The organism is Thermohalobaculum sediminis (genome assembly GCF_023487995.1).
GTDB lineage: Bacteria > Pseudomonadota > Alphaproteobacteria > Rhodobacterales > Rhodobacteraceae > Thermohalobaculum > Thermohalobaculum sediminis.
This window is the reverse complement of record NZ_JAMFKN010000001.1, coordinates 526,396-549,115: the sequence shown is the minus strand read 5'-3', so window position 1 is coordinate 549,115 and position 22,720 is coordinate 526,396. Positions and strand designations below refer to the sequence as shown.

At 69.7% G+C, this 22,720-nt stretch carries 22 protein-coding genes; 15 read left to right on the top strand and 7 right to left on the bottom strand.

What is annotated here, in order from left to right; translation table 11 throughout:
• Positions 1-15: 15 nt before the first annotated feature.
• From M1105_RS02710 to M1105_RS02700, 3 genes are all read right to left on the bottom strand, one after another.
• Positions 16-1,734: a peptide ABC transporter substrate-binding protein gene (locus M1105_RS02710; protein ID WP_249578803.1), complete on the bottom strand. Its 1,719-nt coding sequence runs from the start codon at positions 1,732-1,734 to the stop codon at positions 16-18.
• 115 nt (positions 1,735-1,849) lie between these two features.
• Positions 1,850-2,845, bottom strand: a complete 996-nt coding sequence (locus tag M1105_RS02705; RefSeq protein ID WP_249578802.1) for an ABC transporter ATP-binding protein — start codon at positions 2,843-2,845, stop codon at positions 1,850-1,852.
• Positions 2,835-3,836, bottom strand: a complete 1,002-nt coding sequence (locus M1105_RS02700; protein WP_249578801.1) for an ABC transporter ATP-binding protein — start codon at positions 3,834-3,836, stop codon at positions 2,835-2,837. Before M1105_RS02700 ends, M1105_RS02705 begins: the two co-directional genes overlap by 11 nt.
• Before the next feature lie 163 nt (positions 3,837-3,999).
• Here M1105_RS02700 and argE point away from each other — a divergent pair, with 163 nt between their 5' ends.
• Together argE and M1105_RS02690 are read left to right on the top strand one after the other, a co-directional pair.
• The gene (gene argE, locus M1105_RS02695; RefSeq protein WP_249578800.1) at positions 4,000-5,157 is read left to right on the top strand and encodes an acetylornithine deacetylase; all 1,158 of its coding nucleotides are present in this window, start codon (positions 4,000-4,002) and stop codon (positions 5,155-5,157) included.
• Positions 5,158-5,169: 12 nt separating this feature from the next.
• Positions 5,170-6,342 carry a M20 aminoacylase family protein gene (locus M1105_RS02690; protein WP_249578799.1) on the top strand — a complete coding sequence of 391 codons (1,173 nt, stop codon included), beginning with the start codon at positions 5,170-5,172 and terminating at the stop codon, positions 6,340-6,342.
• A 210-nt stretch (positions 6,343-6,552) separates the two neighbouring features.
• Here M1105_RS02690 and tyrS read toward each other — a convergent pair whose 3' ends face one another.
• Positions 6,553-7,806: a tyrosine--tRNA ligase gene (gene tyrS / locus M1105_RS02685; RefSeq protein ID WP_249578798.1), complete on the bottom strand. Its 1,254-nt coding sequence runs from the start codon at positions 7,804-7,806 to the stop codon at positions 6,553-6,555.
• Positions 7,807-7,865: 59 nt separating this feature from the next.
• Here tyrS and M1105_RS02680 point away from each other — a divergent pair, with 59 nt between their 5' ends.
• A complete protein-coding gene (locus M1105_RS02680) occupies positions 7,866-9,002 on the top strand; it encodes an anhydro-N-acetylmuramic acid kinase (protein ID WP_249578797.1) in 1,137 nt (378 codons plus the stop codon).
• Between the two features lie 18 nt (positions 9,003-9,020).
• On the opposite strand, the gene M1105_RS02675 is transcribed toward M1105_RS02680, so the two are convergent.
• Positions 9,021-9,233 (bottom strand): dodecin family protein, encoded by a 213-nt coding sequence (locus tag M1105_RS02675; protein WP_249578796.1) that lies wholly within the window; start codon positions 9,231-9,233, stop codon positions 9,021-9,023.
• 79 nt (positions 9,234-9,312) lie between these two features.
• Complete coding sequence (locus tag M1105_RS02670; protein ID WP_249578795.1) at positions 9,313-9,963, bottom strand: alpha/beta hydrolase; 651 nt, start codon at positions 9,961-9,963, stop codon at positions 9,313-9,315.
• Positions 9,964-10,199: 236 nt separating this feature from the next.
• Here M1105_RS02670 and M1105_RS02665 point away from each other — a divergent pair, with 236 nt between their 5' ends.
• The 12 genes from M1105_RS02665 to M1105_RS02610 all read left to right on the top strand — a co-directional run bounded on the left by M1105_RS02665 (position 10,200) and on the right by M1105_RS02610 (position 19,973).
• A complete protein-coding gene (locus M1105_RS02665; protein WP_249578794.1) occupies positions 10,200-10,679 on the top strand; it encodes an Rrf2 family transcriptional regulator in 480 nt (159 codons plus the stop codon).
• Complete coding sequence (locus M1105_RS02660) at positions 10,676-11,797, top strand: cysteine desulfurase family protein (protein ID WP_319936758.1); 1,122 nt, start codon at positions 10,676-10,678, stop codon at positions 11,795-11,797. The genes M1105_RS02665 and M1105_RS02660 overlap by 4 nt, the downstream gene beginning before the upstream one ends.
• Positions 11,798-11,905: 108 nt before the next feature.
• A complete protein-coding gene (sufB, locus tag M1105_RS02655) occupies positions 11,906-13,423 on the top strand; it encodes a Fe-S cluster assembly protein SufB (RefSeq protein WP_249578793.1) in 1,518 nt (505 codons plus the stop codon).
• 115 nt (positions 13,424-13,538) lie between these two features.
• Positions 13,539-13,832, top strand: a complete 294-nt coding sequence (locus M1105_RS02650) for a hypothetical protein (protein WP_249578792.1) — start codon at positions 13,539-13,541, stop codon at positions 13,830-13,832.
• Positions 13,833-13,860: 28 nt separating this feature from the next.
• Positions 13,861-14,184 (top strand): hypothetical protein, encoded by a 324-nt coding sequence (locus M1105_RS02645; RefSeq protein ID WP_249578791.1) that lies wholly within the window; start codon positions 13,861-13,863, stop codon positions 14,182-14,184.
• A gap of 137 nt (positions 14,185-14,321) precedes the next feature.
• Entirely contained in the window at positions 14,322-15,074 is a 753-nt protein-coding gene (sufC, locus tag M1105_RS02640; protein ID WP_249578790.1) for a Fe-S cluster assembly ATPase SufC, read from the top strand.
• Between the two features lie 11 nt (positions 15,075-15,085).
• Complete coding sequence (locus M1105_RS02635; RefSeq protein ID WP_249578789.1) at positions 15,086-16,357, top strand: SufB/SufD family protein; 1,272 nt, start codon at positions 15,086-15,088, stop codon at positions 16,355-16,357.
• 46 nt (positions 16,358-16,403) lie between these two features.
• On the top strand, positions 16,404-17,006 hold the full coding sequence (locus tag M1105_RS02630; protein ID WP_249578788.1) for a hypothetical protein: 603 nt from the start codon (positions 16,404-16,406) through the stop codon (positions 17,004-17,006).
• A 71-nt stretch (positions 17,007-17,077) separates the two neighbouring features.
• Positions 17,078-17,779: a YIP1 family protein gene (locus tag M1105_RS02625; RefSeq protein ID WP_249578787.1), complete on the top strand. Its 702-nt coding sequence runs from the start codon at positions 17,078-17,080 to the stop codon at positions 17,777-17,779.
• Positions 17,780-17,797: 18 nt separating this feature from the next.
• Complete coding sequence (locus M1105_RS02620; protein WP_249578786.1) at positions 17,798-18,373, top strand: hypothetical protein; 576 nt, start codon at positions 17,798-17,800, stop codon at positions 18,371-18,373.
• Between the two features lie 19 nt (positions 18,374-18,392).
• Entirely contained in the window at positions 18,393-19,610 is a 1,218-nt protein-coding gene (locus M1105_RS02615; RefSeq protein WP_249578785.1) for a cysteine desulfurase, read from the top strand.
• 168 nt (positions 19,611-19,778) lie between these two features.
• Positions 19,779-19,973, top strand: coding sequence for a hypothetical protein (locus M1105_RS02610; RefSeq protein ID WP_249578784.1), 195 nt, complete (start codon positions 19,779-19,781; stop codon positions 19,971-19,973).
• A gap of 103 nt (positions 19,974-20,076) precedes the next feature.
• On the opposite strand, the gene M1105_RS02605 is transcribed toward M1105_RS02610, so the two are convergent.
• Entirely contained in the window at positions 20,077-22,572 is a 2,496-nt protein-coding gene (locus tag M1105_RS02605) for a penicillin acylase family protein (protein ID WP_249578783.1), read from the bottom strand.
• Positions 22,573-22,720: the final 148 nt, after the last annotated feature.

Here is a 22,720-nt window from a genome sequence, read left to right as displayed (position 1 = left end):
GGCCGCCGGGGATGGTCACTTCGCGCGATGCCAGTCGGCGATGTTCCAGAGCTCGCTGTCCCAGTCGTTCATCTTCACGCCGGCCAGGGTGACGCTGTGCGCCGAGGTGCCCGAGCGGTGGATGAGGGGCAGCAGGACATAGTCCTGCATCAGCATGTCGTTCATCGCCTTGGCGAGTTCCGCCCGGTCCGCGAGCGCGGCCGTGGAGGCCATCTTCTTGCTGAGAGCGTCATAGTCCGGGTTGCAGTAGCGGTTGATGTTCGAGCCCTGCCACTGCGTCGCCGGCCCCGGAATGGCGTCGCAGCGCCAGTCGGCCATGTAGGCCTCGGGGTCCACGCCCGAGAAGTTGTTGGTGTACATCTCGACGTCGGCATAGAACTTCTGGAAGGTGTCGGGGCTCGCCGGATCGCCGCCGAAGAACACGCTGGCCGAGATGTTGCGCAGCTCGGTCTCGACGCCGATCTCGGCCCACCACTGCTTGATCAGCGACTGGAACGACTGGCGCACCGAGTTGGTCGAGGTCTGGTAGAGGAGCGAGAGCCGCCGCCCGTCCTTCACCCGCACGCCGTCCGATCCTGGCGCCCAGCCGGCCTCGTCGAGCAGCGCCTTCGCGGCCTCGATGTCCTGCACCAGGCAGGCGTCATTGGCGGTCGAGGCGTAGATGTCGGGCCCGGGCAGCACGTTGCAGACCGGCCGGCCGGTCTTGCCATAGCCCAGGTCGTTGAGCAGCGGCCGGTCGATGGCGAGCGACAGCGCCTTGCGCACGCGGATGTCGTTCAGGATCGGGTGCGCGTTCGAGCCGTCGTCCTTATAGACCGAGCGCGCGTCCGGCCCCAGCGCAGGGTCGGGGTTCGTGAAGTTGATCAGGATGCGCTCGACCGAGGTGGCGAAGGCGCTCACCAGCTTGCCCTTGCCCGCGCCCTCCATTCGCTCGAGCACCTCGGGCTCGATCTGCAGGTTCCAGGCATAGTCGAACTCGCCGGTCTCGAGCACCGAGCGCGCGGCCGAGGCCGCATCGCCGCCGCCTTTGAACAGCACGGTCTGGAAGCGCGGCTTGTCGGCCTCGCGGTAGTTGGGGTTCGCCTCGAGCGTGATGACGTCGTTCGCCCGGAACTCCTTGACCACGAAAGGCCCGGTGCCGATCGGGTTGAAGTTCTGCTGGGTGCATTCCGGCGCCTTGGCGCCCATGCAGTTCTCGAACTGCTTCTTCTGGATGATCGGCGACTCGGCGCCCACCAGCGCGGTGTAGGGGAAGGGCTTGGGCTCGGCGAAGGTGATCTTCAGGGTCAGCGGATCGACCGCCTCCATGTTGGCGACGCCCTCGAAATAGGACGACTGGGCGCAGCCGCCATCGGGCGCGGTGCAGTATTTCCAGGTGAAGACCGCGTCCTCGGCGGTGAAGTCGCTGCCGTCCGACCACTTCACGCCGGGCTTCAGCTTCCAGGTGATCGAGGTCAGGTCGGCCGAGACGCCACCGTTCTCGACCGTGGGCAGCTCGACCGCGAGGCGCGGCACGATGTTGCCGTCGTTGTCATAGCTCGCGAGCGGCTCGATCACCATCGATGAGGCCTCGACCTCCTTGGTGCCGCCCGAGAGGAACGGGTTCATCGTCGAGGGGGCCTGCCAGTAGATGATGTTGAGCTGGCCGTCCGCGCCGCGCTGGGCCTGGGCTGCGGTCGCAGTCATGGCGGCACAGGCGACGCTGGCCACCAGAAGGCGTCGAAGCGGTGTCATGATCTTTATTCCCTGTTGGTTGTCGTGGTCTTTTCGTGCTCGTAGCCGGCACTTGCGATGATGCTATGCGGCGGTCTTCCTCCCTGTGAAGCGGTTTCTGATGCGGGCCGGGGCGTCACGTCGCGAAATGGCAGGCGACGTGGCGCCCGTCGTCGAGCTTGCGCCAGGCAGGTTCTTCGGCCGCGCAGCGCGCCTCGGCGATGGGGCAGCGGGTGCGGAAGCGGCATCCCGAGGGCGGGTTCGCCGGGCTCGGCACGTCGCCCTTGAGGATGATGTGGCGCCGCGTGGCCTCGACCTTCGGGTTCGGGATCGGCACGGCGGACAACAGCGCCTGCGTGTAGGGGTGCTTCGGCGCGCCGTAGAGCGCCTCGCGGTCGGCCAGCTCGACGATCTTGCCCAGATACATCACCGCTACCCGGTCGGCGATGTGGCGCACCATGCTGAGGTCGTGGCTGATGAAGAGGTAAGTGAGGCCGAGGCGCTCCTGCAGCTCCTCGAGCAGGTTCACCACCTGCGCCTGAATCGAGACGTCGAGTGCCGCGATCGGCTCGTCGCAGACGATGAAGTCGGGGTCGAGCGCGAGCGCCCGGGCGATGCCGATGCGCTGGCGCTGGCCGCCCGAGAACTCGTGCGGGTACCGGTTGGCGAAGCTGGGGTTTAGGCCCACGGCGTCGAGCAGTTCCTCGACCCGGCGCTGGCGGGCGCTGCCCCTCAGCGTGCCGTGCTCGGACAGCGGCTCCGCCACGATCGAGCCCACGGTCATGCGCGGGTTGAGCGAGGCGTGGGGGTCCTGGAAGATCATCTGCATCCGCGGCCGCATCCGGCGCAGCGCCTCGGAGCCGAGGCTGGCGATGTCCGTCCCCGCCATCTCGATGCGGCCCGCGGTGGCATCGACCAGCCGCAGGACCGCGCGGCCGGTGGTGGACTTGCCGCAGCCGGATTCGCCCACCAGCCCCAGCGTCTCGCCGCGCGCGACGTCGAAGCTCACGCCGTCGACCGCCCGCACGGTGCCCACCTGCCGGCGGATCAGGCCCGCATGGATCGGGAAATGCACCTTGAGATCGGCCACGCGGACCAGCGTCTCGCCGGCTTTCGGGCTGTCAAACGCCATTCTGCACACCTTCCCCGGGGGCCGCGAGCCAGCACGCGGCGGCATGGCCGGGCGCGACCTCGATCAGCGGCGGATTTGCCATGCGGCAGCGGTCGTGGACATGGGCGCAGCGCGGCGCGAAGGGGCAGGCGGCGGGCGGCGCGGTCAGCAGCGGCGGCTGTCCCGCGATGGTCATCAGCCGGTCGCGGCGGGTGCCGTCGAGGCTGGGCAACGTCGCCATCAACGCGCGCGTGTAGGGGTGGGTCGGGTTCTCGTAGAGCGCGTCGACGCCTGCGCTCTCGACCACCTGGCCGCCATACATCACCATCACCCGGTCGGCGATGCCCGCGACCACGCCGAGGTCGTGGGTGATCCAAACCACCGCCATGCCCAGCTTGTGGCGAAGGTCCTTCACCAGCTCGAGGATCTGCGCCTGGATGGTCACGTCGAGTGCGGTGGTGGGCTCGTCCGCGATCAGCACCTTTGGGTTGCAGGCCAGCGCGATCGCGATCATCACGCGTTGGCGCATGCCACCCGAGAACTGGTGCGGATAGTCGTCGAGCCGCGCTTCGGGCGAGGGGATGCCGACCAGCGCCAGCAATTCGGCTGCCCGCCTGCGCGCCGCCTTGCGGTCGAAGCCGAGATGGGTGCGCAGGGGCTCCATCAGCTGGAAGCCCACGGTGAACACCGGGTTCAGCGAGGTCATCGGGTCCTGGAAGACGAAGCCGATACCCCGGCCGCGCACCTCGCGCAGGCTGGCGTCGTCGAGCCGCACGAGGTCTTGCCCCTCGAACATCACCCGGCCGGATTCGATCCGGGCCGGCGGGCTGGGCAACAGCCGCAGCAATGACATCATCGTGACCGATTTGCCCGAGCCGCTTTCGCCCACGACCCCGAGAAGCTCGCCCTCGCGGAGCGAGAAGCTCACGTCATTGACGGCGTGAACCGCGAAATCACGGGTGCCGAACACCGTCTTGAGGCCCTGCACCTCGAGAACCGGGGCGGAATTCATCTGCTCGGCCGCTCCTGTCGCCGCTGTCGTCCCGGTGAGAGTTGAGCCGTCGATTCGCCCAAGTGCAACAGTTTCGTTGCGGCAGTCCGCAACCCGCATCTTGACGCGCGCCGCCGCGCCCGCAGGAATAGGCGGCGCATCGGGCATGGCGGCGGGGAGCGGAATGGGCGAGCGGATGACACCGAAGAAGATGCTGGCGCGGCTGGTCGCCTTTCCCACCGTCTCGCGCGACAGCAACCTGCCGCTGATCGACTTCGTGCGCGACTACCTCGCGGGCCACGGGGTCGAGAGCCACATCGTGCCGAGCCCGGACGGCACCAAGGCGAACCTCTACGCGCTGGTCGGCCCCTCGGTGGCCGGGGGCGTCGTGCTGTCAGGGCACACCGATGTCGTTCCCGTCGACGGGCAGGCCTGGTCGACCGACCCCTTTACGCTGACCGAGGCGGATGGCCGGCTTTACGGGCGAGGCGCCGTCGACATGAAGGGGTTCGACGCGCTGGCGCTTGCGCTGGTGCCCGACATGCTGGCGGCGGGGCTGAAGCGCCCCATCCAGATCGCGCTGTCCTATGACGAGGAGGTGGGGTGCCTCGGCGCGCCCCTGATGGTCGAGAGCATGGCGCGCGTGATGCCGCCCGCCGCGGCCGTCCTGGTGGGCGAGCCCACCGAGATGCAGGTCGTGACCCAGCACAAGGGCAGCGTCGGGCTCGACACCACGGTGCATGGCTTCGAGGTGCACTCGAGCCTCGCGCATACCGGCGTCTCGGCGGTGATGTTCGCGGCCCGCCTGATCGCCTGGCATGCCGAGCAGAGCGCCGCCAACGCCGCCGCCGCGGACCCCGAAAGCCTGTTCGTGCCGAACTTCACGACGCTGCATGTCGGCATGGTCGCGGGCGGGACCGCGCGCAACATTACGGCGCGGGAATGCCGCTTCGTCAGCGACTTCCGCGTGCTGCCGGGCGAGAGCGCGGAAGACTGGATGGCGCGCTACGAGGCGTTGGCCGCCGAGGTCTCGGCCGAGATGCGGGCGATCCGCCCGGGTACCGGCGTCGAGATCGTCCGCAAGCACCATGTTCCCGGCTGCCGGCGCGAGGATGGCGGAGCGGCCGAGGCGCTGGCGCGTGCGCTGACCGGTGACAATGCCGAGCATGTCGTCTCCTACGGGACCGAGGCCGGGCAGTTCCAGGAGGGCGGCTATTCGGCCTGCATCGTCGGGCCCGGCTCGATCGCGCAGGCCCACCAGCCGGACGAATACATCACGCTTCAGCAGTTCCACGCCGGCGAGGCCTTCATGCGTCGCCTGATCGACCGCCTCGCCGCCTGACAGGAGAGACCCATGCCCACCATCAACCGCTTCGCCGACCTGCACCCCGAGATCACTGCGTGGCGGCGCGACATCCACGCGCATCCCGAACTGATGTTCGACGTGCAGCGCACGGCCGGAATCGTGGCGGCGAAGCTGCGCGAGTTCGGTTGCGACGAGGTGGTCGAAGGCATCGGGCGTACCGGCGTCGTCGGCCTGATCCGCGGGCGCGAGACCGGCTCGGGCCGTGTCGTGGGCCTGCGCGCCGACATGGACGCGCTGCCGATCCTCGAGGCGACCGGGCTGCCGCATGCCTCGACCGTGCCGGGCAGGATGCATGCCTGCGGCCATGACGGGCACACCGCGATGCTGCTGGGCGCCGCGAAATACCTGGCCGAGACGCGCAATTTCGACGGCGCGGTGGCGGTGATCTTCCAGCCGGCCGAGGAGGGCGGCGGCGGCGGGCGCGAGATGGTCAATGACGGCATGATGGACCGCTTCGGCGTGCAGCAGGTATTCGGAATGCACAACATGCCCGGCCTGCCCGTGGGCCAGTTCGCCATCCGCCCCGGTCCGATGATGGCCGCGGCCGATCATGTCGAGATCGAGATCGAGGGCTTGGGCGGTCATGCCGCGCGGCCGCATTGCTGCATCGACACGACGCTGGTGGCCGCGCACATGATGACGGCGCTGCAGTCGGTGGTGGCGCGGACGGTCGATCCGATCGAGTCGGCGGTGGTCTCGATCTGCTCGCTGCACACCGCGGGCGACGCGTTCAACGTGATCCCGCAGACGGTGACGCTGAAGGGGACGGTGCGCACGCTGTCGCGGCAGGTCCAGGACCTGGTCGAGGGGCGGATCGCCGCCATCGTCGAGCACACCGCGCAGGCCTTCGGGGCCAAGGCGGTGCTGAAGTATCGCCGGAACTACCCTGTCACGGTGAACACCGGCGCCGAGGCGGCCTTCGCCGCCGACGTGGCCGAGAGCATCGCGGGCGCCGGCCGGGTGGACCGCGACGTGGCGCCGCTGATGGGGGCCGAGGATTTCTCGTTCATGCTGGAATCAAGGCCCGGGGCGATGATCTTCACCGGCAATGGCGACACGGCGGGGGTGCATCATCCGGCCTACGACTTCAACGACGAGGTGATTCCGGTGGGGTGCTCCTACTGGGCGAAGCTGGTCGAGACCGCGATGCCGGTCCGCTGAGGCGGCGTGGCGGGGCGCCCGAGGAGGCCGCGGGTCAAGCCCGGGGCAGCGTTTTCAGGCAAAGCGCGCGCGTGATCCGATTGCCGCTGCCCCGGCCAGCGCGCCAGAGTTGAAGGGTTGCGCTGCCCCGGGCTTGACCCGGGGGCTCGCGGGGCTGGGCGCGGGTGGCGGGAGGCCCCCGCCTGCCGGCCGGGGCAGCGGGCGTCCCGCTCAGCCCATCCGGGCGACGGCGTGGCGCTTCTTGCCGGCGCTGAGCTTGACGGGGGCGGCGAAGGCGCCCGGGTCCAGCATCAGGGTCGCGTCGGTCACCGGCCGGTCGTCGATGCGCGCGCCGCCCTCGGCGATCAGGCGCTTGGCGTCCTTGCCCGATTTCGCGAGACCTGCCCGCAGGAAGAGCTGCACGACTGAGAGGCCGCCGTCCGCGAAGTCGGCGGGCGACAGCGCGACTTCGGGCAGATCGGCGCCGAGGCCTCCCGCCTCGAAGGTCTCGCGCGCGGTGCGCTCGGCCGCCTCGGCGGCCTCGCGGCCGTGGCAGAGCGCGGTCACCTCGGTCGCGAGGATCTTCTTCGCGTCGTTGATCTCCTGATCGCGCAGGGCCTCGAGCCGGGCGATCTCGTCGATCGGCAGTTCCGTGAAGCGGCGCAGCAGCTTGCCGACATCGGCGTCCGCGACGTTGCGCCAGTATTGCCAGAAATCCCAGGGGCTGAGCTGGTCGGCGTTGAGCCAGACCGCGCCACCGGCGGTCTTGCCCATCTTCTTGCCGTCGGCGGTGGTCAGGAGCGGCGCGGTCAGGCCGAAAACCTCGACCCCCTCGACGCGGCGGGTGAGGTCGACGCCGTTGACGATGTTGCCCCACTGGTCCGAGCCGCCCATCTGCAGCCGGCAGCCGGTGCGCTTGAAAAGCTCGAGGAAGTCGTAGGCCTGCAGCAGCATGTAGTTGAACTCGAGGAAGGTCAGCGGCTGCTCGCGCTCGAGCCTCAGCTTCACCGAATCAAAGGTCAGCATCCGGTTGATGGTGAAGTGCCGGCCGAAGTCGCGCAGGAAGGGGATGTAGCGCAGCTCGTCGAGCCAGTCGGCATTGTCGATCATCACAGCGCTGCCGCCGGCCTCCCGGAAGTCGAGGTAGCTTGTGAAGACGCGCCGGATCGAGGCCATGTTGGCGCCGATCGCCTCGGCGGTGAGAAGCTGGCGCGCCTCGTCCTTGCCGGAGGGGTCGCCGATCTTGGTGGTGCCGCCACCCATCAGCACGATGGGGTTGTGGCCGGTCCGCTGGAACCAGCGCAGCATCATGATGCCGGTCAGGTGCCCGACATGGAGCGAGGGCGCCGTGCAGTCGAAGCCGATATAGGCGGTGAGCGGCCCCGCCGTCAGCGCCTCGTCGAGGCCCTGGAGGTCGGTCACGTCCTGGATGAACCCGCGTTCGGTCATCGCGCGCAGGAACTCGGATTTCGGCTGGTAGGTCATCGCGGCCACTCCTATTCTCGGCCGCTGTCTATAGCCCAAGGGGCGGGAAAGGGAAGGGGATGGCGCGCGCGGGGGCGGTCTGGGTGCTGGGGCTGATGAGCGGCACCTCGATGGACGGGGTGGACGCGGCCATGGTGCTGACCGACGGCGAGGGGATCGAGGCCTTCGGCCCGTCGCAGGCGCTGCCCTATGGCCCTGGCGAGACGGAGGCCACGGTGGCGGTGTTCCGCGACTGGCGCGCCTTTCGCCCGCCGCGCGATCCGGCGCACGCCGCGCGGCTGGCCGAGGCGGGGGCCGAGGTGGTGGCGAACCACGCGGCCGCCGTGGTGCGGCTTCTGGCGCGCGCCCACGAGGTGCCGGAAGTCATAGGCTTTCACGGGCAGACCGTGGCGCATGCGCCCGCCGAGGGTTGGACATGGCAGCTTGGCGACGGCGAGCGGCTGGCGCGGGTGCTGAACCGCACCGTGGTGTGGGATTTCCGTTCGGACGACATGGCCGCGGGAGGCGAGGGGGCGCCGCTGGCGCCGTTTTTCCACTTCGCGCTGGCGCGCCACATCGGGGCGGAGCGGCCCATCGCCTTCCTCAACATCGGGGGCGTCGCGAACGTGACCTGGGTGAACCCCGCCGCCCCCGCGCCCGAGGCGCCGGGGGCGCTGGTGGCCTTCGACACCGGGCCCGGCAACGCGCTGCTCAACGACTGGATGGAGCGGCGAACGGGCCGGGCGCTGGACGAGGGCGGCAGGGCGGCGGCGACTGGCCGGGTGGATCGCGGCCTCGTGGCAAGCAACGCGGCAGGCGCCTATCTCGCGCGCCGCCCGCCCAAGTCTCTCGACCGCAACGAGTTCGCGCTGGCGCTGGAGCGGCTTGGCGGGGCCTCGGTCGAGGACGGGGCGGCGACGCTGACGGCGCTGACGGTCGAGACGGTGGCTGCGGGGCTCGGGCACATGCCCGCGCCGCCCGCGCGCTGGCTGGTCTGCGGCGGCGGGCGGAAGAACGCGACAATGATGGCATGGCTGGCCGAGCGGCTGGACGCGCCGGTCGACCCCGTGGAGGCCGCGGGGCTCGACGGCGACCTGCTCGAGGCGCAGGCCTTCGCGTGGCTCGCGGTGCGGGTGCTGCGGGGGCTGCCGACCTCGGCGCCCTCGACCACGGGGTGCCGGGCGCCGGTGTCGGGCGGGCGGATCGCGCGGCCCTGAGCGGGGCCGCGCCGGCCGTCAGCTTCCCTCGAACTTGAACGAGACCTTCACCTTGCAGCGATAGGCCTCGACCTTGCCGTCCTTGATGACGAGGTCCTGCTCGCTCACCTCGGCCACGCGCAGGTCGCGCAGGGTGTTGGCGGCGCGTTCGACCGCCGCGCGGGCGGCCTTCTCCCAGGATTCGGTGCTGGTGCCGACGAGTTCGATGATCTTGTAGACGCTCTCGCCCATGGTGGAGCCCTTTCGCGGCGCCACCCTCGCTGCCCCGCGTCAGGCTAACATGGTCGTCGCGGGATGCGAACCGCCGTCCTCAGCGGCCGCCCTCGACGAGGCGGGCGTGGACATAGCCCTTCACGATGTCGATCATCTCCTCCATCCCCTTCTCGAAGAAGTGGTTGGCCTCGGGCACCGTGGTGTGGGTGATGGTGATCCCCTTCTGCGCCTTGAGCTTGGCCGAGAGCTTCTCGACCTCGGGCATCGGCACGATGCGGTCGGCCTCGCCGTTGATGATGAGGCCCGAGGACGGGCAGGGGGCGAGGAAGGAGAAGTCGTACATGTTGGCGGGCGGCGCGACCGACACGAAGCCCGAGATCTCGGGCCGCCGCATCAGGAGCTGCATCCCGATCCATGCGCCGAACGAGAAGCCCGCGACCCAGCAGCCCTTGGAGTTCGGGTTCAGCGCCTGCAGGTAGTCGAGCGCCGAGGCCGCGTCGGAAAGCTCACCCACGCCCTGGTCGAACTCGCCCTGGCTGCGGCCGACGCCCCGGAAGTTGAAGCGCAGGACGGTGAAGCCCAGATCCTTGAAGGCATAATGCAGGTGATAGGTCACCTGGTTGTTCATCGTGCCCCCATACTGCGGGTGGGGGTGAAGGATCAGCGCGATCGGCGCGTCCTTCGCCGCCTGCGGATGGTAGCGTCCCTCGAGACGGCCTTCCGGCCCCGGGAAGATCACCTCTGGCATGCCTGCTCTCAACCTCGCGAGCGAAGTTCCCGATTGCTTGACTTCTTCTGTCGGGAAACCTAGAAACATTCTAAAGACGCCGTGGCACGATGCTCACGGGCGCCACATCGAGTTAGGGATTGGAACGCCCGCGGTCAACCGCCGGATGCATCCGGCGGGCGGTGCGCGGGCATGTCAGCACCGGCCATGCGCCTTGCGGCGTCTCTGGCCGCCGAAGGATCGGGGCGGACGGAAGGATGAAGCTCAGCACCAAGGGGCGCTACGCGGTGACGGCGATGGCGGATATTGCGCTGAATGGCGGCCCGTCTCCGGTGACGCTGGCCGAGATCTCGGAGCGCCAGGACATCAGCCTCGCTTATCTCGAGCAGCTCTTCGTGCGGCTGCGGCGCGCGGGGCTGGTCGAATCGGTTCGCGGTCCCGGCGGGGGCTACCTGCTGGCAAGGGCCCCGAACGAGACGCGGATCTCGGACATCATGGTCGCGGTGGACGAGCGGCTCAACGCCATGGGCTGTGGCGGCAAGTTCGAGGAGGGCATGGGCTGCGGCAAGTCGCGCGAGGCCTGCCTGACCCACAATCTGTGGGAGCAGCTATCGGCGCATGTGCATGTGTTCCTCTCGAAGGTCACGATCGCCGACGTGATCAAGGATCGGCTGACGCCCTGCCCGGCGGTGCCTGATTTCTCGGCGTTCCTGGTGGACGAGGAGGCGCCGGCGTGACAGCGACGGACCACCGCGTCTATCTCGACTGGAACGCCACGGCGCCCCTGAGGCCGGAGGCGAAGGCGGCGATGCTGGCCGCGATGGACGCCGTGGGGAACCCCTCGAGCGTCCATGCCGAAGGGCGGGCGGCGCGGGCGGTGGTCGAGAAGGCGCGGGGGCAGGTGGCGGCCCTGGTCGGCTGCGAACCGGGCGAGGTCGTCTTCACCAGCGGCGCGACCGAGGCGGCTGCGACCGCCGTGGCCGCGCATCGGGGCGACCTGCATGTCGCGCCGACGGCGCATGAATGCCTCGTGGCGCTGATCGATGGCGGGCGGGCGGCGGCGCTGCCGGTGGGCGGCGATGGCCGGGTGGCGCGCGAGCGCCTCGAGACCGTGGTCGAGCCCGGATCGCTGGTCTGCGTGTCCTGGGCGTGTGGCGAGACGGGCGCGGTCGAGAGCGGGATGCTGTGGCGCCAGTGCCTCGACCACCGCGCGATCCTGCTGCGGGATGCCGCGCAGGCCGCCGGGAAGCTGCCCGTCGATGCCGCCGCGCCCTGGTCTGACATGGTGATCCTGTCCTCGGGCAAGCTGGGCGGGCCGACGGGATGCGGCGCGCTGATCCTGCGGGACCGCTGCTCGTTCAGCCCGTTGATGCAGGGCGGCGGGCAGGAGCGCGGCCGCCGGGCGGGCACCGAGAACGTGATCGGGATCGCGGGCTTCGGCGCGGCCGCCGAGGCGGCGCGGCGCGAGCTCGAGGCCGGGGTCTGGGAGCGGATTGCGCGGATGCGCGACGCGCTGGAGGCGCGCCTGGAGGCGGCGGCGTCCGACCTCGTCATCCCCGGCCGCGCCGGGCCTCGGCTGCCGAACACCACCTGCCTCGCCGTGCCCGGCTGGGCGGGCGAGACGCAGGTGATGGGGCTGGATCTTGCCGGATTTGCCGTGAGCGCGGGCTCGGCCTGCAGCTCGGGCAAGGTGAAGCGGGCGAGCCGGGTGCTGCTGGCCATGGGCTTCGACGAGACGACGGCATCGAGCGCGATCCGCGTCTCGATGGGCCCTGCGACGACCGAGGCCGAGGTGATGGCCTTCGCCGATGCCTGGGAAGGGCTGTACCGGCGGCGGGTCAGCCGGGCCGCGTGAGACTGGCCGAGGCCCCGGGCTTGACCCGGGGCAGCTGATGCCCCCGGCGGGGGGCTTGAGAGACTGATCGCGGCCATGTGCCGCGTGGAAGATGGGAACGGAGGCGAGATGACCGCGCTGGACACGAACGTGAAGGATGGCGTCGATCGCGAGACGATCGAGACGGTCCACTCGATGGGCAAGTACAAGTACGGCTGGGCCTCCGACATCGAGATGGACTATGCGCCGAAGGGGCTGAACGAAGACATCGTGCGGCTCATCTCGGCCAAGAAGGAGGAGCCGGAGTGGCTGCTGGAATGGCGCCTCGACAGCTTCCGCCGCTGGACGCAGATGCGCGAGCCCGACTGGGCGATGCTCAACATCGCGCCGATCGACTATCAGGAGCAGTACTACTACGCCCAGCCCCGCAGCTTCCGCGAGAAGCCCAAATCGCTGAACGAGGTCGATCCGGAACTGCTGCGCACCTATGAGAAGCTTGGCATTCCGCTGAAGGAGCAGATGATCCTCGCGGGCGTCGAGGGCGCCGAGGCGGCCCCGGCCGAGGGGCGCAAGGTGGCGGTCGATGCGGTGTTCGACTCCGTCTCGGTGGTCACGACCTTCAAGGAGGAACTGGGCCGGGCGGGCGTCATCTTCTGCTCGATCTCGGAGGCAGTGCGCGAGCATCCCGAGCTGGTGAAGAAGTATCTCGGCTCGGTCGTGCCGAACACGGACAACTACTTCGCGACGCTGAATTCTGCGGTGTTCTCGGACGGCTCGTTCGTCTACGTGCCGGAAGGGGTGCGCTGCCCGATGGAGCTGAGCACCTATTTCCGCATCAATGCCGAGAACACGGGCCAGTTCGAGCGCACGCTGATCATCGCCGACAAGGGGGCGTATGTGAGCTACCTCGAGGGCTGCACGGCGCCGCAGCGCGACGAGAACCAGCTTCACGCCGCGGTGGTCGAACTGGTGGCGCTGGAGGATGCCGAGATCAAGTACTCGACCGTGCAGAACTGGTATCCGGGCGACGAGGAAGGCAAGGGCGGCATTTACAACTTCGTGACCAAGCGGGCGGATTGCCGCGGCGCGCGCTCGAAGGTGATGTGGACGCAGGTCGAGACGGGCTCGGCGATCACGTGGAAGTATCCGTCCTGCATCCTGCGGGGCGACGACAGCCAGGGCGAGTTCTACTCGATCGCCATCACCAACAACGCCCAGCAGGCCGACACCGGCACCAAGATGGTGCATCTGGGGCGCAACACGAAAAGCCGGATCGTGTCGAAGGGCATCTCGGCGGGGCGCGCGCAGAACACCTATCGCGGGCTCGTCTCGATGCATCCGCGCGCGGCCAATGCACGCAACTACACGCAATGCGACAGCCTGCTGATCGGATCGGACTGCGGCGCGCACACGGTGCCCTATATCGAGGTCAGGAACCCGACGGCGCGCTGCGAGCACGAGGCCACCACCTCGAAGATCGCCGAGGACCAGCTCTTCTACTGCCGCTCGCGCGGCATGGACGAGGAGGAGGCGGTCGCGCTGGTGGTGAACGGCTTCTGCAAGGAGGTTTTGCAGGCGCTCCCCATGGAGTTCGCGGTCGAGGCGCAGAAGCTCGTCGCGATCTCGCTGGAGGGCTCGGTCGGCTGATCCGACACCCGCGCGCGGTCACCGCGTGCGATTACCGGCGCGGGCGTCATGTCCGCGGCCGAACGGGGTTTGCGGGCGTCCCCGATCCGGCCCGCGGAACGAAAGGAAGAACAACATGCTGACGAATGTGAAAGAGGGCGCCGTGCTGCTGAGCCTGGCCGAGGCCGCCGAGAAGCACCTGCGCGAGCACGGCCACGCGGTGAGCGTGGCGGCGAACGAGGACATGACCGCCTTCGACGTGTTCCCCGCCGAGGACGGCGCGCGCATCGTGCGCGTGCAGGCGCTGGGGCGCGAGAGCTGGGAGATGGTGCGCTCGAACGGCGAGACGCTGACCGGCATCGGCAGCGAGGACATGTTCCTCAAGATGATCGAGCGCGTGGTCGCGCATTCGACCAGGGCGCCGCGCTGAAGGCGGCGCAGGGCAGGGGGAGACGGCGATGGTGATCCCAGGGCATGAGCCGCAAGGCCCGGCTCGGCGGGGCCTCTCGCTCGGGATCGGCCATTCCGGCCGCCTGCGCAGCGATGCCGGGGTGCGCTGGCTGGTGCTGGGGCATCTCCTCGTCTTTGCGCTGGCGCTCAACGACGAGGAATTCGTGGGCATGGCGCTGGCGGCGGCGAACCTGCCCGAGCGGCTGCTGTTCCCCATGGAGATCGCGTTCAGCTTCCTGCTGTTCGTGGCCTGGGGCTGCCTCACGGTGGGCTGGGTCAGGCTGGTCGAGAGGCTGCGGCGCGAGCGCATCGAGACGCCAGGCGACAGGTGACGGACGGCGCGCGGGCGTCGCGCGCGCAGCCGCAAGGCACGGAGTTCCCCGCGCATGGCGCGGGCGATGGCACGGAATGAGGCGCGATCGCGCCACGGAAGATGGCGGCCGGGGCCGCAGGCGAGAAGGGTGACGGAATGCTGGAGATAAAGGGCCTGAGGGTGACCCTCGAGGAAGAGGGCAAGGAGATCCTCAAGGGTGTCGACCTGACGGTCGAGGCGGGCAAGGTGCATGCGATCATGGGTCCGAACGGTTCGGGCAAGTCGACGCTGTCCTATGTGCTAGCCGGGCGCGAGGGCTACGAGGTGACGGCGGGCAGCGTGACGCTGGAAGGCCGCGACGTGCTGGCCATGGAGGCCGAGGAGCGGGCGGCGGCTGGCATGTTCCTCGCCTTCCAGTACCCGGTCGAGCTGCCTGGCGTCGGCAACATGACCTTCCTGCGCACGGCGATGAACGCCCAGCGCAAGGCGCGCGGCGAGGACGAGATCTCGGCGCCCGAGTTCCTCAAGCTGGTGCGCGAGAAGGCGAAGACGCTCAACATCGACAACGAGATGCTGAAGCGCGCGGTCAATGTCGGCTTCTCGGGCGGCGAGAAGAAGCGCAACGAGATCCTGCAGATGGCGATGCTCGAGCCGAAGATGTGCATCCTCGACGAGACCGACTCGGGGCTCGACGTCGATGCGATGCGGCTGGTGGCGGACGGCGTGAACGCGCTGCGTAGCCCCGACCGCGGCTTCTTGGTGATCACGCATTACCAGCGCCTGCTCGACCACATCAAACCGGATGTCGTGCACATCATGTCGGGTGGTCGGATCGTCGAGACCGGCGGCCCCGAGCTTGCCCTGCGGGTCGAGACCGAGGGCTACGCCGATCTCGCGAAGTCGGCGTGAGGATGGCGACCATGGCAACCGACGCGACGAGGAAGGCGGCCGAGGCGCTGTTGCACGCGCTGGCGCTGCCCGAGGGCGAGGCCGGCTGGGTGCGCGAGCGCCGCGCCGCCGCGCGGACGCGGCTGTTCGAGGCAGGCGCGCCCATGCGCCGCGACGAATACTGGCGCTTCACCGACCCCGCACGGCTGACCGCGCCGCTGGCGCTGGCGGGGGCTGGCGACGCTCCGGCGCAGGCGGCGGCCGCCTTTGCCGGCATCGACGCGGTGCGCGTGCGGATGGTCAACGGGCGGCTGCGGCCGGACCTGTCGGACCCGATGGAGCAGGCGGGTCTTGCGATCGCGCCGCTCGGCGCCGTGCTGCGGCAGGACATCAGCATCGCGCGCGAGATTTTCGGGCGCCTCGAGGCGGCCGGGCAGGAGAAGGTGAGCCGCCCGCTCGCCATCCTAAACACCGCAGCCGCGACCGAGGGGCTGGCGATGCAGGCCCATGGCGCGGTGGCGCTGCCGGTGCTGATCGCGCATGATCGGATCGGCGAGGGCGCGAGCCTCGTGCGCCATGTGGTCCGGGTCGAGGCGGGCGCCTCGCTCACCGTGCTCGAGGCCGGCGTGCCGACGAACAGCGTGATGGAGGTCGATGTCGCCCCTGGCGGGCGCTTCCACCACGTGCGCGTCCAGACCGGCGAGCGCGCCCCGGCGGCGACCCACCTGTTCGCCCGGATCGGCGAGGGGGCCGAGTTCAAGACCTTCACCCTGACTGCGGATGGCGCACTCACCCGCAACGAGGTGGTGATCGACCTTGCGGGCGACCACGCCTCGGGCCATGTCGCGGGCGCCGTGCTGGGGCAGGGCGAGGCACATGCCGACAACACGGTGTTCGTGACCCATTCGGCCGAGCATGGCGAGAGCCGGCAGGTGTTCAAGAACGTCCTGGCCGGGCGGTCCCGCGGCATCTTCCAGGGAAAGATCTTCGTGCGGAAGGGCGCGCAGAAGACCGACGGCTACCAGATCAGCCAGTCGGTGCTGCTGGACGAGGGCGCGCAGTTCCTCGCCAAGCCCGAACTCGAGATCTATGCCGACGACGTGAAGTGCAGTCATGGCTCGACCACCGGGGCGCTGGATGCGACTGCCCTTTTCTACCTGCGCTCGCGCGGGGTACCGAAGCGGGTGGCCGAGGCGATGCTGGTCGAGGCTTTCGTGGACGAGGCGGTGGCCGAGATCGCGGACCAGGGGCTTCAGGATCGGGTTCGCGCTCTGGTTGCGGACTGGATGGCCGGCCGGGCCTGAGCGGACCCCGGCGGGCCATGGCGGAAGGGAGGATCGTCGGCGGGTCATGGCGGACGCGGCGGCCATCGGCGGACAGGCGCTCGCGCTGCGGGTTCTCACCTTCTGGGCCGACATGCGCGGCTCGATGCGGGGGCTCCTGGCCGAGGCGCCGAGCGAGGGGCGGCTCCTGTTCCTCGCCATGCTCTCGGGGCTCGTGGCGTTCCTCTCCGGCGTCGCGGGCCTCTGGCTCGACCCGGCCGCGGCGCGCATCCCGCCGGACGAGTTGACGGCGCGGGTGGCCGCGAACTTCGTCGGCGCGGTGTTCTTTCGCACTCTCGCGCTCTATGGACTTGCGGGGATCGCGGGGCTTGCGGCGCGGGCCGCGGGCGGGCACGGCGACTGGCGGGCGAGTCGCGCGGCGGTGTTCTGGTCGGCCCTTGCGGCCGCACCGGTCGGCTTCGCGGCCACACTGGCGGATGGATTCGGCCCGAATGGCGAGGGATGGGCCGCAATCTTCATCCAAAGTCTTGCGCCGGTGGCCCTTGCGGTCGCACTTTCATGGTGTCTGGCTGAGGCGCACGGGTTCCGGCGCGCCGGCCTCGTGTTCCTTGGCGTGAGCCTCGCAGCCATCGGGGCGGTGGCGGCGATCGGCGTCGCGGGCAGTGTCTGAGATGCCCGCGTTGTTCATGCGTGCGTTACCGCGTCGGGCACTCCGCTGGGGAGCGAGGGAGGTTGCTTGCGATGGCGATCGGAGAACGCAGACTGGACGGCACATTCGTGTCGGATCTGCCGGATGTGCGGCTTTCGGACATCCGGGGCGACGAGGACAGCTTCCAGGGCATGTCGCTCTGGGCGCGGATGAAGCTCAGTTACATCGACATGCGCGCGGCGACGCGCCAGCTGATTGGCGAGAATCCCAGCGAGGCGCGGCTGCTGTTCTTCGTGCTGCTCTCGGACGTGATCTTCTTTCTCAACCGGGGCGTGTCCCTGGTGATCTCGCCGGGATCGGGCGCGTCGGAGAAGCTGCCGCTCGAGATCGGGTTGTGGCTGGTCGCGGCGCTGTTCCTGCGGACGCTCACGCTCTATCTCTTTTCGGGGGCCATCGCCTTCGCTTGCCGCATGTGCGGCGGCGAGGGCTCGTGGCGCGACACGCGGACCGGGGTGTTCTGGGCCTCGCTTGTGGCGGCGCCGATCGGGGTGATCGGGGCGCTGATCGTGGCCCTGTTCGCGCATCTCGAGCCATATGCGCCGATCTTGGCCGAGCCCGCGATCACGCTGCCCGCGCATCTGATCGGGATGGTCTTCTTCGTCTTCTTCGTCTCGGCGTCGGTGGCGGAGGCGCACCGCTTCCGGAACACCTCGCCCGTATTCATCGCGTTCTCGCTGCTGACGGTGGCGCTGCTCGTGCTTGGTATCTATGTCTACGCCAACTACGGACGCTGAGCAGCAGCGGGAGGCCGAGTGATCCGCGATCTTCTGGCCCGGCTTGTCGAGGGCCTGTTCCAGCCGCGCCGCTCGGCGCACTGGGTCCTTTCGGCCAATCACGGGATCGACACGGCGCTGCTGTTCATCGTGCTGGCCTATTCGCTGCAGGCGGTCATCCAGATCCTGCTGCCCGGCGCGCGGACACTGCCCGAAGGGTTCGAGGGCCTGCCACTTGCCATGCACCTGCTCAACCTGCTCCTGCAGGTCCTGCTGGCGGGCATGATGTCGTTTATGATCTTCGCCGTCGGGAGGTTGTTCGGCGGGACCGGATCGCGGCTGCAGGCCTTCGTGATCGTCGGCTGGCACACGCTGGTGACGACGCTTCTGGCGCCGCCCTTCCTGCTGGGAATGGCGCAGATCGCAGCCGGGAGCGGGGTCTCGCCGGCGATGCTGGGGCTGATGGTGGCGGCGGGGATCGTCTGGCTCTGGGTGCTGGCGGTCTACACCGCGGTGCTGCACGGCTTTGGCAGTGTCTGGGCGGTGATGGGCGTGATCACGGGCGCGCTTCTCCTCGTCTCGGCGCTCTTCATGAACATGATGCCGGCCCCCTGAGGCTGGCGGAGGCATCCTGATGTACGACGTCGCACGGGTCCGCGAGGACTTCCCGATCCTGTCGCGCAAGGTGAACGGGGTCGATCTGGTCTATCTCGACAACGGCGCCTCGGCGCAGAAGCCGCGCGCGGTGATCGACGCGGTGACCCGCGCCTACGAACAGGAATACGCCAACGTCCACCGGGGCCTGCATTACCTCTCGAACCTCGCGACCGAGAACTACGAGGCGGTGCGCGGCAAGATCGCCCGCTTCATCGGCGCGGGCGAGGACGAGATCATCTTCACCACCGGCTCGACCATGGGCCTCAACCTCGTGTCCTATGGCTGGGCCGAGCCGAGGATCGAGCCGGGCGACGAGATCGTGCTCTCGGTCATGGAGCACCACGCCAACATCGTGCCGTGGCATTTCCTGCGCGAGCGCCACGGCGCGGTGCTGAAATGGGTCGAGACGGACGCGAACGGCGATCTCGACCCCCAGGCCGTGATCGACGCCTTCGGGCCGCGCACCAGGATCGTCGCGGTCACGCACATGTCGAACGTGCTGGGCACGATCGTCGATGTCGCCACGATCTGCCGCGCCGCGCGCGAGCGGGGGATCGCGAGCGTGATCGACGGCAGCCAGGCCGCGGTACACATGCCGGTCAACATGGCCGAGATCGGCTGCGATTTCTATGCGATCACCGGGCACAAGCTCTATGGCCCATCGGCCTCGGGGGCGCTCTTCGCGCGGCGCGAGCGGCAGGCCGAGATGCGCCCCTTCATGGGCGGCGGCGACATGATCCGCGAGGTGACGCGCGAGCATGTCTCCTATGCCGACGGACCGATGAAGTTCGAGGCGGGCACGCCGGGGATCGTGCAGCAGATCGGGTTGGGCGCGGCGATCGACTATCTCACCGGGCTGGGGATGGAGAACATCGCGGCCCACGAGCGCATCCTGCGCGACCATGCGCGCGAGCGGCTGGGGGGGCTCAACTGGCTCGACCTGCAGGGGCGCTCGGCGGGCAAGGGGGCGATCTTCTCGTTCACCATGCGCGGGGGCGCGCATCCGCACGACATCTCGACGGTGGTGGACCGCAAGGGCGTCGCCGTGCGCGCCGGGCATCACTGCGCGCAGCCGCTGATGGCGCATCTGGGCGTCACGGCGACCTGCCGGGCCTCCTTCGCGCTCTACAACACCCCCGAGGAGGTGGACCGGCTAGTCGAGGCGCTCGAGCTGTGCCACGAACTCTTCGGCTGACCCGAGGGCGGTCGCACGCAAGAAACTGTCGTTTCGCGGCCGCACAAATCAGTGAAATTTCGAAACCCTGTTTCACAATGCTCGACGCCGCCCCAGTGTGACATTACCTTGACTTCCGGCGGGCAGAATCTTCCCGCGCGTGATGGATAACCGGGGCAGGACAAGAAAATGCCGTGTGGACCTACGACACCGGGGGTCAAGACCCCGGCCGACGACATGGGGATCGACCCGTTCAGCTTCAGCCAGGCTCAGGCCTTCATGCAGGGCTTCGCCATGATGGCGACCATGATGTCGGCCCCCATGCGTGCCGCGATGATCGTGGCTGGCGAAGCGATGGGCGGCCGCGGCTCGGAGCGCGACTGACCCAGGACGCGACGATCCTGCGGGCTGCGTCGCTGGCCCGATCGGGCTTGAGGCCTGGCGTCCGGCCCTTGTGATCGGACGGCGAGCCGCGAGAGGGCGGCCGTCAACGCCCCGATACGTTCGCCGGCACCAGCGTCATGGTGCCTATTCCCCCGGCCCGCGCCTCGTCGTCCTGCATCGACATCGGGATCATGTCGCCGCGCGCCCATAGGTCGCCCAGATCGTCGTAGTGGCGCGAGAAGGGATGCCCGCTCTGGCCGGTCGAGACGATCATCACCGAGCGGTCGAGATCGGCGAAATCGTAGACAGCGCGCAGGCCCGAGGCATGGATGTTGGCGAAGGGCTCGGGTCCCTTGCCGGCCGTCTGCCCGCGAAGGATCGTGTAGTCGCCACCCGACGTTTCGTGCGTGACCGAGAACAGGAGCCCAAGCGGCCCCAGGAAGCCCAGCGGCGTGTGCTTCTGCTCGGCGACATGCGCCGCACCCCAGCGCCAGCCGTCGATGTTGGTGCCGTAATCCCGGGTCAGGCTCGCCATCGCGTCGTCGAAGGCCAGCGCCGCAATCTCGGCGCAGGTCTCGGTCTGCGGGGTCTTGTCGACGTCGCACCAGGCGCCGGCGCCGTCGATGTCGAGAAACACGCGCTCGACGAAGAGCGGCCGCGGCCCCTCGATCTCGCCGAACAGGGGGCCCAGCTCGTCCGCCGCAAGCCGCCGGGTGAGCTGGCGCATCCATTCCGAGAAGATCAGCGGCTCGGGCGCGTGGCGGTCCATGTCGCCGCTCCAGGCGGCAAGGAGCCGCAGCGCCCGCGCTCGCCGGGCCGGCTCGCCCGCGGGGGTGTCGGGCTCGGTCTGGCCGCGCCACCACAAGTCGCGCGCGATCAGGGGCAGCACCGCGCGCGCCATTTCCGACACCGCGTCGTTCTGGAGCGCGACGAAGCTGTCGCGCGAGTGGAAGTCGCGCGCCGACAGCTCCTTCTCGATCCGCCGGATGCGGTAGGGGGCGTCCCAGTCGAAGCCGACATGGTCGGGGAAGGGCGCGTCGGTGATGCGGTTGTTGGCATTTGCCACCGCCCCCGTGGCGGGGGAGAGGGCGCGCGGGTTCTCCGCCGCCGGCCGGATGCCCTGCCAGGCGGTTTCGGCAAGCCAGCCGGGCGAGGGGACGCGGCCCTGGCTGGGGCTGTCGGCGCGGCGCACCGGCAGGGCGCCTGCCACCACCATGCCGATGTCGCGCCCGTCCGAGAAGACGACGTTCTGCGCGGGCGCGAGCGCCATCGCCGCGGCCGCCGCCACGTCGTCGGCGCTGGCCGCGCGCATCAGCGCCAGCATCGCGCTCATCGTGTGGTCGGGCGCGTCGAGCGCGGTCCAGCGCAGCGCGGCCGCGTGCCCCTCGGGCGTGATCGCGTCCACGCCCAGCATGTCATGCGCCAGCACCGGCCCGTTGCGGGTGGCGCGCACCGTCTCGATGATCGGCTCGCCGCCGCGCACGTCGATGCGGATGCGCCGCGTCTCGAAGGGCTGCCAGCCATCGGGTGTCAGGTAGAGGTCGGGGTTGTCGGGGTTCATCCGCTCGATGAACAGGTCCTGGTCGTCCGCGGTGGTGGTCGCAAGCCCCCAGCCCAGCGTGCGGTTGCGCCCGATCAGCACCAGCGGCGTGCCGGGCAGGGTGCCGCCGATCACCGCCAGATCGCCGCCCTGCACGTCCGCCAGATACCAGAGCGACGGCGCCGACAGCCACAGATGCGGGTCGGTCGCCAACAGCGGCTTGCCGGTGGCCGACCGGCTGCCGTCCACCGCCCAGGCATTCGAGGCACCGGCGCTTTCCGGCCGCTGCACGGGGCCTAGCAGGGCGAGCAGCGGGTCGGCCGCCGCCGCCTCGGACGGACCCGCGAAGCGTGCGCCGGGGAACAGACCGGCAAAGCGCGGCGGCGTCGTGACCGCGGGCCCGGGATAGTCGGGCAGGATGTCGCGCACCCGCTCGGGCGGCAGGCTGAGGAGGAAGCGGCCGCGCCGCACCTCGGATCGCGCCGCCGCCGACAGCCGAAGGGCCATCATCTTGAGGATCGCGAGCGAATCGGCCTCGGTCCAGGGCGCCAGGCCCTCGTCGCCGAACAGGAAGAACTCGGGCGCGCCGCGGCCCAGCGCCTCGCGGTCGACATGGCGGATCCAGGCGTTGACGCCCTCGGCATAGGCGCCGAGCGCGGCTTGCGTCTGCGGCGTCTGCTCCTCGACCGAGCGCCGGGCATGGCCGTAGATGTCGAGCGTCTTGACCAGCCGGTCGAGCGCGACCGTGCGCTCGCCCAGGATCGCGGAGAGCCGTCCCTGTGCCGCCCGGCGCGCCACTTCCATCTGCCACAGCCGGTCCTGCGCGTGCACGACGCCCAGCGCGAATGCCGCGTCGCGCGCGCTGGCGGCGCGGATATGGGGCACGGCGTTGGCGTCGCGGATCACGCGGACCGGGGCGTCGAGGCCCGCCAGCGTCACGGTGGCGTTCGGATCCGGCAGCGATCGCGTGACCAGATAGGATGCGAGCGTGGCCCCGAGCGCGACGAGCGCGGCAAGGAGCGCGAGCCCGCGCAGCAGCCATCGCAGGATCGCATTCATCTCGCCTGCCCGTCCTTCCGCCTGACCACCTGCCGAAATCCCCCGGGCGGTTGCCCTTGACGGGGGCCCGGCCTCGGACCAACCTGCGCCCCGCGCGCGCGATCCTTCTTTCAGATGCATCGCGCAGGTTCAACAGCAAGGCGGCGAC